Source organism: Sulfitobacter sp. THAF37 (genome assembly GCF_009363555.1).
GTDB lineage: Bacteria > Pseudomonadota > Alphaproteobacteria > Rhodobacterales > Rhodobacteraceae > Sulfitobacter.
On record NZ_CP045373.1, the window covers coordinates 166625 to 178534 of the forward strand.

The 11910-nt window shown below is 59.1% G+C and carries 12 protein-coding genes; 6 read left to right on the forward strand and 6 right to left on the reverse strand.

Annotated elements, in window-relative coordinates; translation table 11 throughout:
• The first annotated feature begins 221 nt into the window (after window positions 1-221).
• The 4 genes from FIU94_RS17625 to FIU94_RS17640 all read left to right on the forward strand — a co-directional run bounded on the left by FIU94_RS17625 (window position 222) and on the right by FIU94_RS17640 (window position 3640).
• Window positions 222-803 (forward strand): plasmid pRiA4b ORF-3 family protein, encoded by a 582-nt coding sequence (locus FIU94_RS17625; protein WP_235866649.1) that lies wholly within the window; start codon window positions 222-224, stop codon window positions 801-803.
• Between the two features lie 246 nt (window positions 804-1049).
• Window positions 1050-1880 (forward strand): type IV toxin-antitoxin system AbiEi family antitoxin domain-containing protein, encoded by an 831-nt coding sequence (locus tag FIU94_RS17630; protein ID WP_084353844.1) that lies wholly within the window; start codon window positions 1050-1052, stop codon window positions 1878-1880.
• Entirely contained in the window at window positions 1870-2787 is a 918-nt protein-coding gene (locus FIU94_RS17635; protein WP_084353836.1) for a nucleotidyl transferase AbiEii/AbiGii toxin family protein, read from the forward strand. The genes FIU94_RS17630 and FIU94_RS17635 overlap by 11 nt, the downstream gene beginning before the upstream one ends.
• 13 nt (window positions 2788-2800) lie before the next feature.
• On the forward strand, window positions 2801-3640 hold the full coding sequence (locus FIU94_RS17640; protein WP_084353837.1) for a hypothetical protein: 840 nt from the start codon (window positions 2801-2803) through the stop codon (window positions 3638-3640).
• 95 nt (window positions 3641-3735) lie between these two features.
• Here FIU94_RS17640 and FIU94_RS17645 read toward each other — a convergent pair whose 3' ends face one another.
• On the reverse strand, window positions 3736-4332 hold the full coding sequence (locus FIU94_RS17645) for an SMC-Scp complex subunit ScpB (protein ID WP_084353838.1): 597 nt from the start codon (window positions 4330-4332) through the stop codon (window positions 3736-3738).
• A gap of 2 nt (window positions 4333-4334) precedes the next feature.
• Window positions 4335-5219, reverse strand: a complete 885-nt coding sequence (locus FIU94_RS17650) for a DUF1403 family protein (protein ID WP_084353839.1) — start codon at window positions 5217-5219, stop codon at window positions 4335-4337.
• 113 nt (window positions 5220-5332) lie between these two features.
• On the opposite strand from FIU94_RS17650, the gene FIU94_RS17655 reads away from it, so the two are divergent.
• Window positions 5333-6442 (forward strand): tyrosine-type recombinase/integrase, encoded by a 1110-nt coding sequence (locus tag FIU94_RS17655; protein WP_152467168.1) that lies wholly within the window; start codon window positions 5333-5335, stop codon window positions 6440-6442.
• A 12-nt stretch (window positions 6443-6454) separates the two neighbouring features.
• On the opposite strand, the gene repC is transcribed toward FIU94_RS17655, so the two are convergent.
• The 4 genes from repC to FIU94_RS17675 all read right to left on the reverse strand — a co-directional run bounded on the left by repC (window position 6455) and on the right by FIU94_RS17675 (window position 10931).
• Window positions 6455-7735, reverse strand: coding sequence for a plasmid replication protein RepC (repC, locus tag FIU94_RS17660; protein WP_152467169.1), 1281 nt, complete (start codon window positions 7733-7735; stop codon window positions 6455-6457).
• 234 nt (window positions 7736-7969) lie between these two features.
• Window positions 7970-9013: a ParB N-terminal domain-containing protein gene (locus tag FIU94_RS17665; protein WP_071974416.1), complete on the reverse strand. Its 1044-nt coding sequence runs from the start codon at window positions 9011-9013 to the stop codon at window positions 7970-7972.
• Window positions 9010-10365 carry a ParA family protein gene (locus FIU94_RS17670; RefSeq protein ID WP_172839586.1) on the reverse strand — a complete coding sequence of 452 codons (1356 nt, stop codon included), beginning with the start codon at window positions 10363-10365 and terminating at the stop codon, window positions 9010-9012. The genes FIU94_RS17665 and FIU94_RS17670 overlap by 4 nt, the downstream gene beginning before the upstream one ends.
• 227 nt (window positions 10366-10592) lie before the next feature.
• Window positions 10593-10931 (reverse strand): DUF736 family protein, encoded by a 339-nt coding sequence (locus tag FIU94_RS17675; protein WP_027238685.1) that lies wholly within the window; start codon window positions 10929-10931, stop codon window positions 10593-10595.
• A 597-nt stretch (window positions 10932-11528) separates the two neighbouring features.
• Between FIU94_RS17675 and FIU94_RS17685 the strand changes: the two genes are divergently transcribed.
• A complete protein-coding gene (locus FIU94_RS17685; RefSeq protein WP_152467171.1) occupies window positions 11529-11864 on the forward strand; it encodes a hypothetical protein in 336 nt (111 codons plus the stop codon).
• Window positions 11865-11910 lie beyond the last annotated feature (46 nt).

Sequence of the window (11910 nt, forward strand, 5' to 3'; positions counted from 1 at the left end):
CGACGGCTGGTCGGGCTGGCTCCGGAGGAGACGGCCGGGCCAGCGGCACGTCGCAGGGAGAGGCGGCGTTTCAGCTCGGGGAGGGCGGCTGCGCGCAGCCGACCGAGTAGGGCGCGGTCCTGGCCAAAGGGCGGGAGGGGCCAATGTTCCCCTTGAATGCTTCAACTTAAGAATCAAAAGTTACTTCAACGGCAGGGCCATTGAGACAGGCGGAACACACTTTGATTGAGCTGAAAATCGAACTGGTTGGCATCAAACCACCCATCTGGCGCCGTATCGTCGTGCCGAATGACATCAGCTTGGACATCCTGCATTCCGTTCTCCAGGGCGCTATGCCTTGGCAAGACTATCATTTGCATGAGTTCGAGATTGGCGAAGACAGGTTCGAGGCCCGCGACGAAAGTGACGACAGCTGGGACCCTACCGATGGGCGGAAGGACGAGAAGAGGTTTACTCTTGGAAAGCTGGTCAAGAAAGGCAGTCAGTTCACATACACTTATGATTTCGGCGATGGCTGGCGGCATCTCGTCACCGTTGAGAAGTTTAGCAAACCAACCGGAAGACCAGATCTGGACTTTCCCGCCTGTGTTGACGGAGAGCGAGCCTGCCCGCCAGAGGACTGTGGAGGACCCTACTCTTACGAAGAGTTTCTCGACGCGCTGACCGACAAACACCACCCGGAACATCGCGATACAAAGCAATGGGCGGGCGCGTTCGAACCGGAAGTGTTCAGCGTGCAGCAAGCCAATGCTGCCGTCGGTGCGATGTTTGTATGGGCAAAAGAACGCCACAATCGAAAGTGAAACCTGACTCTGGTTTGGCGCAGCGGCTTCGACAGGGGCACATAGCTTCGACTGTTCGATCCGAATGGCCGGATGTCTTCTCAGCCCTCCGAGGGCATCCACGCCCTGCTTTGCTGGTGAGCTTCAGAGCTGACAACCACCAGTCTCTTTGAAAATTCCAGAATTTGTCGATCCTTGACGGACTATCTCACAGGTTATCACAGAAACAAGTGGCGGCATCTTTAAAAATACATCATTATGTCGCCCATGAGTGGACAAGAACACGAAAAACTAAAGAGTCTTCTTGAGGCTGTCCCCACGGGGTTCCTCGTGGACTCCGCCTGGCTGGAGCACCACGGGATAGGTCGGCGTTCGTCCTACGGCTATGTGCAACGCGGCTGGCTAGAACGCCTAGGACGCGGAGTGTTCCGCCGTCCCGCACCAAGCAGCGCCACCACGAATACGCTCGACTGGAAGACCAGCCTGCTCTCGCTCCAGCACATCATGCACTACCCTGTCCATATCGGGGGGGCGACGGCATTGGGCCTGCAAGGCTATGCGCACTACCTCTCACTCGGCGACAAGAGCACAGTCTGGCTCTACGGCTCAAAAATCCCCAACTGGCTCGAAAAACTGCCGCTCAACACCGAACTCCGCACACGCAGCGTATCGCTGTTCTCCGATCCAGAGTTGGGTGTCAATGACGCGCGAAATAATCTCAACGAGACAGCATCGTCCCTGCCATGGGACTGGAAACTGGTGATGTCCTCGCCGGAACGCGCCATCCTCGAAGCGCTTGACGAGTTGCCGGATCAGGAGAGCTTTCACAACCTCGACATGGTGTTCGAAAGCCTGACGACGTTGCGCCCAAGAACCCTCTCGGCACTGCTCAGAAGTTGCAAGAAGATCAAGGTCAAACGCCTGTTCTTCGTGTTCGCCGACCGCCACGACCATGCCTGGCGCAAGCGTCTCGATCCGGAAGACTTCGACCTCGGCAGCGGGGATCGCGCATTGGTCAAAGGCGGCAAGATACATCCACGCTACAGGATCATGGTGCCCGAAGAGTTTGTAAGAAAGGAACGTGGTGATGGCGCGTGAAGACTATGCCGCCCAAGTGGCCCTGCTCGTACGGGTACTTCCATATGTGGCGAAGGAGGAGATATTTGCGCTCAAGGGCGGGACGGCCATCAACCTCTTCTATCGCGACCTTCCGCGCCTCTCGGTCGATATCGATCTGACCTATCTGCCTGTCAAGGACCGCGCCGACAGCCTCGTCGAGATCAACGACGCGATGGACCGGATTACCGCCGCCATCGAAGGCGGCATCGCCGGCGCCAAAGCGCAGCGAATTGCCGGCGGTGGCGGCGGCGCCACGCGTGCGCTCGCCCGCCTCGGCACAGCCGAAATCAAAATCGAAACCTCCCCCGTTACCCGGGGCGTCGTGCATGATCCGGAACAACGCGAAGTCTCCGAAGCCGTCGAGGAGGCGTTCGGATATGCGACGATGAACATCGTCTCCTTCGAGGATTTGTTCGGCGGCAAGCTACATGCGGCCCTAGATCGCCAGCACCCGCGAGACCTCTACGACGTTAAACTGCTCTACGAGAACGAAGGGTTTACCGACGAGTTGTTCCGCACGTTTCTGATCTACCTCGCGAGTTCACCACGCCCGCCGCACGAACTGCTGAATCCAAACCTGATCGATCTAGATCAGCCCTACGCGCGGGAATTCGAGGGCATGACGAAGGAAGCAGTCGACCTAACGGAATTGGTCTCAACGCGCGACCGCCTGATCGGTGATATCCAATCCCGCTTGGATGAGGGCGCGAAGAGGTTTCTGAGAACCCTGCATGACGGCGATCCAGACTTCGACGCGATCGACCGCCCTCAAGCGGCCGAGCTTCCAGCGGTCCGATGGAAGCTCATCAACGTGAACAAGCTGAAAGCAGAAAACCCCAAGAAGCATGCCGCCCAAGGGGAAGAGTTGGAGAAGCTCCTCGGCTGAAGATGGACCAGAGATGACTGATTTCGAGAACGACCCCGACTACGAAGAATGCCTTGTGACCTTTTTTGATGTCCTCGGTTTCAGGAACCTCCTGCACACGCGAAGCGGTGCAGAGATCAGGCACTTGCTTTCGATGTTTCGCAGGGTGTCCGAAGGGGATGCCACGCCGCCCACCCGCTCCGACGAGATGCGGATGATCAGCGAAGTCCATGCAGAGATCGTGTCTGACGCGATCGTAAGAACCAGAACCATTGAAACTCAGTACCAGGCTGGCCCTTTGGTCTGGGAACTCATCGATCTGCTGCACATCCAGATCGAATGCGTGGCGAACGGCATAATGGTGCGCGGCGCGATGACCATCGGCCCTATGCATCTCGGCATCGACTTCAGTGGTCCGGTGTTTGGGCCTGCCCTCGTTCAGGCTTATTTCATGGAAGAAGGCGAGGTCATCTTCCCGCGCATTGCGATCCATGAAGATGTCATCGAACGCCACCGACAGGACCAAACGCTTTGGCGGGAAGGACATTCCTATGAGGATGAAGAGCGTCACCTGAACAACCTCCTGCGCCAGGACGAGTCAGGCCTCCACTACATCGACTATCTTCGCGCCAGTCTGAGCGAGCTCGACGGCGAATACGCCGGCTGGATCGAGTTTCTGGGTAGGCACAAAACGTTGGTGGAGAGCGGTCTCGCCGACAGTCCCAACGCGACGGTGCGGCGCAAATACAGCTGGCTCAAGAACTACCACAACGCAGTCATCGACGAGAACATAGCAAACCTGGAACCGGGCGCGATGACCGAGGATGGGGACCCTTGGGAAGCTCTGTTCAGAGGGCTCAGGATCGAAGCCTGAGTTCTCTCAACAAGTCACAACTGAGAGCGTCACGAAATGTCCACGACATGCCTCACCGTTTGGCCAATACGGGGATCGCCAGCCCGCAACCATTCCTATGACCCGCCATCCAGACCTGCGTCCTCCAACTGCTCCCGCTCTGGCAGATCCGCGAGAGTCTCCAGATCAAATGCAACAAGGAACTGCTCGGTCGTCACAAATGTGTATGGCGCACCGCGGCGCGGCGATCGTGGCCCGGTCCCGATCAAGTCGCGCGCATGCAGCCGACCGATCAGGTCGCGGCTGATCTCCTTGCCGAAGATGTCCTTGAGCCCGTCGCGCGTGATCGGCTGGTGATAGGCGATGGCGGCCAAGACCGCGACGTCGAATTCACTCAGGTCGAGTAGCTGATCCTCGACATCCGCGGCGACCCGGATCGCGGGAGCGTAGGCCGCCCGCGTCCGAAACATCCAGCCGCCAGAGACCTGGGCGATCTCGAAGGCCCGCCCTTCCAGATCGGCGACGAGATCCTCGACCAACAGATCCACCGAGACCCCCTGCCCCACGACGCGGGCGAGGTCTTGGCGCGGGACAGGCGAGGCGGAGGCAAACAGCACCGCCTCGATCCGGCGCATCCATTCCCGCCAGCGCAGCTCAGGCGGCAGGTCGGCCAACTCACGGTCCAGGTCCGGCTCTGAACGATCCTTCGCCATCGCTACACCCCGTAGAGCCGAAACGTGTCTCGCCCTGTCAGCTCGCGCACCGCGCCGAGATCGACCAGTCGGTCGCAAAGCCGCCGCGCGGCGCGATCCGACAAGGGCAAGGCCAAAGGTGCCACGGCATCGCGGGTGAGGAACATCTCGACAGCGGCATCCGCTCCCTTGGCGCGAAGCTTTGGCGCAACGGCCTTTAGGTGTGCCGCCCGACGCGCGAGGTCGGCGGAGAGACGCACAGCCTCGACCGCCGATAAGATGAGTGCCCGATGACAGACGAGACGCAAATCGTCGCCCTGCTTGCGCAGGTCGGCACGTTTCAGACCCGCGGCCAACAACGGCACGAGATGATCCCAACCGAATGTTTGGGCGAGAGCCGCATCCGCGAGGACCAGCGAAGCTACGTCAGCGCGTGGCGCCTCCGTCAGCACCGCCTCCAGCACCATCGCGGCCCGAGTCACCGGCGCCCCCTTCCCTGCATTGAGCCACATCGCGATCTTGCCCGACTCGAAGGCCGGCAAGGCTCGATCCAGAGCCTTGGTCGACACCGGCCGCTCCACCGCGCGCCGCCAGGCGAGGCAGGTCTCGCCAGCCGGTCCCGGCAGATCGCCAGAACGCAACAAATGCACCGCGTCGCGCAGATCCCCTGCTCTCTCCAGGCGCCCCGAAAACGCGACACAGGCCTCCGCTGCGCGCAGCGCGAGCCGATCCCGCAACAAGGCTTGGGGCACCTCCTCGCGCTCCAGCACAACATGCAGGTGGCTCAGCGCTGCGCCCGACAAAAACGCAACATCTTCAAGGCTTTCAGCCCGCGCTGAGGTGACCCAGGCGGGCATCCGGGGTAATGTGTCGAGGTCGCTGGTGTGATCGAGCCGAGCATATGTCATGCTTGGAGCCTACGTCATCGCGGCGCTTTTCACCAGAAAATAGCGTTAGAACCGCCGCAGCCTGCAAGATCGCGCTATGTCCAATAAGTTTGCCTTATCGGACGCAAAAGAATATGCTCAGCGGCATGTCAGAAAACACCGAGAAATCGAGCTCAGACGTGCCAATCCGGCCTTCGTCCAACGAAGAAAACGAGAGAGATCGTCCTGACGACGAGGCCTTGAGCCTTCCGTCCTTTATAGCGGGCTCGGGCACGCTCGATCGGCTGGTCGATACGGCCCGCGACTACGCACGCGCGGCGGCGTCGGACAACACGCTGAAGGCCTATGCAAAGGACTGGGCGCACTTCGCACGCTGGTGCCGAATGAAGGGCGCGGAGCCACTGCCTCCATCTCCCGAGATGATCGGGCTTTACTTGGCAGACTTGGCCTCCGCGTCAGGCCCCTCCCCTACCCTTTCGGTCAGCACCATAGACCGCCGCCTGTCGGGTCTCGCCTGGAACTACGTGCAGCGCGGCTTCAACCTTGATCGCAAGAACCGACACATTGCTTCGGTCCTAGCGGGGATCAAGCGCAAGCACGCGCGACCGCCGGTTCAGAAGGAAGCCATTCTGGCCGAGGATATCCTCGCGATGGTGGCCACCCTGCCCTATGACCTGCGCGGGCTGCGAGACCGCGCGATCCTGCTTTTGGGCTATGCAGGGGGTTTGCGCCGCTCAGAAATCGTCACCCTGGACGTGCACAAAGACGATACGCCGGATTCCGGCGGCTGGATCGAGATTTTCGAGAAAGGCGCCCTCCTGACCCTCAACGCAAAGACCGGATGGCGCGAAGTCGAGATCGGACGCGGCTCCAAGGATCAGACCTGCCCCGTGCATGCACTGGAGCAATGGCTGCACTTTGCGAAGATCGACTTCGGTCCGGTCTTCGTCGGCACCTCGCGTGATGGCAAGCGCGCCCTCGACACACGTCTGAACGACAAGCATGTCGCCCGGCTGGTCAAACGTACGGTTCTGGATGCCGGTATCCGATCTGAGTTGCCTGAGAAGGAACGCCTCGCCCTCTTCTCTGGCCACTCGCCACGAGCTGGCCTCGCCAGTTCAGCGGAAGTCGACGAACGCTACGTCCAGAAGCAGCTTGGGCATGCCTCGGCCGAGATGACCCGCCGCTACCAGCGCCGGCGCGACCGGTTCCGCGTGAACCTGACCAAGGCCGCCGGTCTCTGACCCCCTGCCCCATCACGCCGCCTGCCCGCTGAGCCTGCCATAGAAGCTGCGCTCGAGATGCAGCTCCCCGGCCCCGGCTTTTTCGACCATGCCGCGCAGATAGCCGCCCGGTGAGGACACTTCGCCCGCGCAATGCTTCTCGAATACAAGCGCCAGCGCCGCTGTCGCCACCTGTTTGCCCAATCGGTCCTGCGCTACGTTCCACGCATGCTCGGACACCCCGATCATCGGCCGGAGTTGACCGGCAACACGATGCAGATCGCCCCAATCTTTCAGGAACCCGCCCATATTGCGGGCCCAGGACGCAAATTCAGGACAGGCCTGCATCACTGTGGGCAGATCCAGCGCAGCGCGCTTCTTGCGCACCTCGGCCACCCACTCTTCCAGCTCCCTATCAACCTGATCTTCGGGCTGAGCATTGGGCACTACGGCCGCGACTTCCTCATTTTCTGAGGAATTACGAGTTACAGGATCAAGTTGGTTTGTAATTAGTATATGAGGGTCAGAAATGACCTCCCTGGGGTTCATTTCTTGAGTCTTCTCGGGAACTTGCTCCTTGGTTTCAGGCATGTTTTCCACAGGCAGCACGGCCTCAGTTGCCTTGAGGTAGGCCGCCTCGACGCGCTCCTGTAGCTCCTTGAACCAGCCCAGCAGCCGTGCAAGCTGCTCGGACGCTTCATGGCGGCGCGGAAGCCGGTCCAGAAGCTCCTCGAAGAGCCCCGTGAACTGCGTCCAAGGCCCGCGCAGCGCGCTGCTGACGGCCGCCTCGATCCGCGCGCGGATCATGCGGCGTGCCACAGTGATCTGACGCTTCAGGCGTTGGCAGAGCTCGCGCTCGGCCTGCAAATCGGCATGGAGCTCCTCGAACTCCTCGACACGCGCCGACAGAGGCGACAGATCGAAACCGTAGGCCTCGACAATGCGCCCTTCGGCGTCCCTACGGCCCCATCGCTTGCCGTTCGGACTATCCTGGAAGGATATCACGCCGATCTCGGCCAGCCGCCGTGCATGGCGCTTGAGTGCAGAGAGCGAAAACCCCGTCTGCTCCATCAGATAGGCGTTCGACGCCCAGACGATCGGGCGCTGGCCCTCTTCCCAGTCCTGGGCTTGGGTGAAGGCCCCCAGCGTGTCGAGGAGCATCAAGTCTCCGGCCTTGAGGCCAATGTAGGCCCCCACCCGCTTCACGGCCACGAAGGCCCGCGTTTTGGGTACAGCCACCTGTTCACCGGCTTGGGCAAGCTGCTCTGCAATGCCAAGACCCGGTGTCGGCTTGCGCCAACCTGTATGTTTCATGGATAGTTCTCGCCTCCTCTGCTTGATGGAGGGCAAAAGAATCCCGTTCGCTCAGGAGCGTTGCTGTTGACAGTGATTCGCCGGAGAACTATCTTGATAGCGACCAAACTAATCTTGATAAGCTCTCAGGCTCTCAGCTTGGGGGCTTTTCTTTTGCCGTTATCTCAAAGCATATCCGCTCCTGTTTCTTACCTCGTTTGGATCGAAGACGACCGTCTCCGCGGCTCCTGCCTCTTACTTCGATCCGTGTTTCTCCAAGTACTCAGCGATGACATCACTCAAACCTCTGAGAATGTCCTCGTCCAATGTTAGCCCCGTGGCAGCGACAGAGAGCTTCCCGCCCTGCCCTGTAACACTCAATTTCCGCGAACCGATCTTTCGCTGTACCGTGAGTTTCTTTGGGCTCTGCGATTTCTTTTTTGCAGGCTTGGACGGCTTTTTAGTCAGGTCGCCAAGAATTTTTTCGAGGTCACGGTGGCTGAGATCGTAGACATCTTTGCACGTGTGCAAAATCTCACCTCTAGCCGCATAGACAGCGCGACCACGTGATACCGCGCTGTTATGGACACCCACACGCTTGGCGAACTCGGTTGCAGTTATCTTCTCGTCCGGTTTGGCATCTTGTAGCCGCTCGAACATTTCGCCTATCGAAACCAGACGCTCGAATGCGCTCAGGTTTTCACGTTCCTCATTTTCCCGGAAGCGCATGAATAGCATCTCGAACTGCTCTTCACGGGAACCCCGATGGGATTGTGGAACCAGAATGGCGCGGACAGGCAATCCCAAAGCTTCAAGGATCGCATGGCGTCGCCGACCCACGATCAACTGGAATGTCACGCCTTCTACGTTCTCGGGCTCACGTTCATCCGGTCGCCAATCAGGATCCGCTGGCCGAACATGAATGGGCGTATCTTGACCATTCTTCTCGATACTCTCTTTGAGCTTCTCGAATGCCTCTTGGTCGCGCCAATCTTCACGCCGGTCCGATCCAATCACGTCCACGATCTGAGACGGATCAATCTGCAACTCATGTCGACCCGCGAGAATGCGCTCCACGACCTGTGCGCGCTCAACGTGAAGCATCTGGCTGGCGTCTGAAAGCGCTCCGGCCTTCCAAGCACTGCCAGAGCCGCCCAGTCTTGGCTTAACCCCACCAACCAGTTTCGCTTCGTCTTCGTGGACCTGTTCGCTTGCACCAGATCCAGGAGCCGCAGACACATTCTCATCTGGGCGCGCGGACTTTTTCTTGAGGACCGAGCTGCTCAATGTTCGCTTCATTCGGCTTCCTCCTCGAAATTGTAGAAGTTCTGCATCCAATCCTCGGCATAGCCACGCTCAAGACCAGGCCAGAGGCGTGAGACGATGGCGTCATTCACTGCGTCAGCATTCTCGATGAACCTGTTGATGCCTTTTCGCTTGCCTGGCGTATCTGGGTCATACTCGTAGACGGACTGATAAACGTCCGACGCGTTCGAAATAGCATCGGAGCGAAGATAGAATACGGGCAGCACCTCATCTGGGCAGTTTTCGAGCAGGTTGCCGACCTGTGTGAGATCTTGCTCATTTGTTCTCTGCACGATCGTGGGCAACAGCATATGTGCCGCACCGCCCATATCGATCCGATCCGTCGCGAAAATGTGGCGCAGCATGGTGAGGAGACCAGTCACAAAGGTGGACAAGGTCGCAATGTCGAACCCCTTCATCGTCTGCGGGATAATCAACGAAGTAGACGCCATCACATTGTTCAGCTGGAACAGTGTCAGCGCAGGCTGATAGTCGATGATGATGCAGTCCAAGGTCTCGTTGAGGGCACTTTCAAGCTTCGCTTGGTCGACCCTACCGTTGCTCACCAGTTCATTCGGACGGGTGACCGGTGGATGCCCCTCTTTCCAACGATCTATGGAGTCTCTTAGGAACCTGTAGAACCGCTTTTCCGGGGTGCCCGCTCGCAACAACCTCGCGATCTGAATTTCACCTTCTGAGGTTTCGCCATGCGCAGGTACTAGCCGCACGCCCGGCCAAGAGGTTTTCTTGAAGAACCCGTCAAGCGTCTCCGCATCATAGTCAGTGTAAGGGATGGACTCGTCGGTCTGAAACAGCCCCGCGAAGTCAACCATCGTCGGAGTTTCGTCATCTGGCAAAGTTGGCATTTCTTCGCCGCCGACAAAATAGAGCGTGATCGTGCTCTGGGGGTCTGCGTCCATGACGCCGACTCGCATGCCGTAGTGCAGACTCAGGTACTGAGCGAAGTGCGCAGCACTAAGCGACTTTGCCGTACCACCTTTCTGACTTGCGAATGAAATGACGGGCAAAGGATCGTCGGGTTTGCGCCAAGCAAGAAAATGCTCAGGCCGCTTTGCTGATGCAGCCATCAAAGCCCGGATGTGCATCAGCTCCGTCAGTGTAAAAACACGTTCGCGCCCTACATGTTTGCCGGCAGGAAAATCCTCATTGTCCTTAGCGAACTTCGTTAGATGCTGATGGCTAATGTTCAGGAAGCGAGCGCATTGACGCATCGACCAAGAGCGCTTGATGCGCTCACGCATCGTCAACTCCTTGTTGACCGAGACCATGGTCCGGCCAAGGCCCCGCTCGAGCTCTTGAAGGAACTGTTCTATACTGCCGCCCATTACACCGCTCTCATTTCGACTCTCTCACGGAATCGCTCCGAGTTGTAAATAGCACGGTTTTTGAGGAAATGTACAGATATTGTACGCCTACAGGATTTTCGGCGCACAATATGGGCTACACCGATTGAAAATACGGACAGCAACCTGAGCCGCGAGGTGATTTTGCACGCGTGCAAAAACCTCGAGGCTTGGTGCAGCCAGACCGCCGGAGCGGCCTGGCTGTTGGCTTAGGCGGCGTCTTTGGGACCCCAGGGGATGATCGCCTGCAGGGACAGATCGTCCTGGTTGGCGGCCTTGCCGAGGTTTGCGTTGAAGCCGTGGTCGCGGATGGTCAGCGTGTAGTAGTCGGCGCCGGTCTCCTTGTTCTGCTTCTTCCAGATGCCACCGCACTCGACCAGCTTGCCGCGCGGGGAACGGCCGAGGACGCGGTGCGTGGGGGCCATCGGGTTGGCGCTTGCGACGGGTTCGACCGTGATGTCGAGGTCGAAGGTCAGGGTCGAGATGGAGCCGACGCCCTTAGCGGTTTCGATGTCGGCGCTGGTGAATTTGATGCAGTTCGTGGTCATTGCTCTTCTCCTTGTTTGCGTTGCAATGATGGTCACCTTGCAGCTGGCCAAGGCCCGGGCACACCGAAGGCGAAGCGCAGCGGAGAGGGGCAGGCGACGGTCTTTTTGGTCCGCGCGGAATGACCCGCAGGGTCAGGGGAAAAAGATCGGCGACAACCTTTGTGGGCGGGACGACAGCTGCGACCAGCATGTCATGCAACTCAGACACCCGGAGAAGTGCGGTGGCCGCGAAGGAAACTGGGTGAACAGCCGACAGCCAAGAATGCCGAAGCGATCCTTGCACAGTCACACCTGATCTTTCGATACACACCACGACCCGTCGCAACGCAACACCGGCCCGTGTTCAGTTCCTCGGTCGAGTCACCCAGGGGCCTCAAGCAGAAAGTGATCTAACAGGCTGGAGAAGGTGAAATACCAGGGCGAAGACACGCGCATCGATCCCCGACGATTTCAACCCCGGCCGCGTTGCGAACTTCGAGGATGTCCCGTATGGCATCGCGAAACTGAGCAACGACGCTTGCGACCCGGAAGATCACGTAGAAGCTCGGGCCCGCTCCAATCCCGATACGTGTCGGCATAAGTGAAGATGATAAGCAGTTGGACGGCGCAACACCGAATGTGGTCACCGAGGATGGCCTGCGCGATCTGCTCACAAGTGGCTACCTCATCGAGGTGATCTGCAACCAGACTGCCGAGAAGCGCCACAACAGTTGGTATGGCTCCTTGGTCGTGCACGCGGTGACGGAGGATGGCCGGGATGCGAAGATGCTTGTCACGAGCCGTAGCGTCTTCAAGTTGCGCGAGTTCAAGACGATCGTCGGATTGGTCAGTTTCCTGGCCGACATGGGGTGCCTTTCGGCAAACATCCCGCTGATCGCGGGACGACGAGAGCGTCACGAGGCTTCAGGAAGGCCCGCGACAGCGACCAGCTAGAAACACTCATCCACACACTCAGCAGTCTGTCGGACCAAATCCCGCA

What these genes read in the sequence shown, in the direction of transcription:
- FIU94_RS17630 (WP_084353844.1), top strand. Translation starts at nt 1,050, where the DNA reads ATGAGTGGACAAGAACACGAAAAACTAAAGAGTCTTCTTGAGGCTGTC.
- FIU94_RS17635 (WP_084353836.1), top strand. Translation starts at nt 1,870, where the DNA reads ATGGCGCGTGAAGACTATGCCGCCCAAGTGGCCCTGCTCGTACGGGTA.
- FIU94_RS17640 (WP_084353837.1), top strand. Translation starts at nt 2,801, where the DNA reads ATGACTGATTTCGAGAACGACCCCGACTACGAAGAATGCCTTGTGACC.
- FIU94_RS17645 (WP_084353838.1), bottom strand. Translation starts at nt 4,332, where the DNA reads ATGGCGAAGGATCGTTCAGAGCCGGACCTGGACCGTGAGTTGGCCGAC.
- FIU94_RS17650 (WP_084353839.1), bottom strand. Translation starts at nt 5,219, where the DNA reads ATGACATATGCTCGGCTCGATCACACCAGCGACCTCGACACATTACCC.
- FIU94_RS17655 (WP_152467168.1), top strand. Translation starts at nt 5,333, where the DNA reads ATGCTCAGCGGCATGTCAGAAAACACCGAGAAATCGAGCTCAGACGTG.
- repC (WP_152467169.1), bottom strand. Translation starts at nt 7,735, where the DNA reads ATGAAACATACAGGTTGGCGCAAGCCGACACCGGGTCTTGGCATTGCA.
- FIU94_RS17665 (WP_071974416.1), bottom strand. Translation starts at nt 9,013, where the DNA reads ATGAAGCGAACATTGAGCAGCTCGGTCCTCAAGAAAAAGTCCGCGCGC.
- FIU94_RS17670 (WP_172839586.1), bottom strand. Translation starts at nt 10,365, where the DNA reads ATGGGCGGCAGTATAGAACAGTTCCTTCAAGAGCTCGAGCGGGGCCTT.
- FIU94_RS17675 (WP_027238685.1), bottom strand. Translation starts at nt 10,931, where the DNA reads ATGACCACGAACTGCATCAAATTCACCAGCGCCGACATCGAAACCGCT.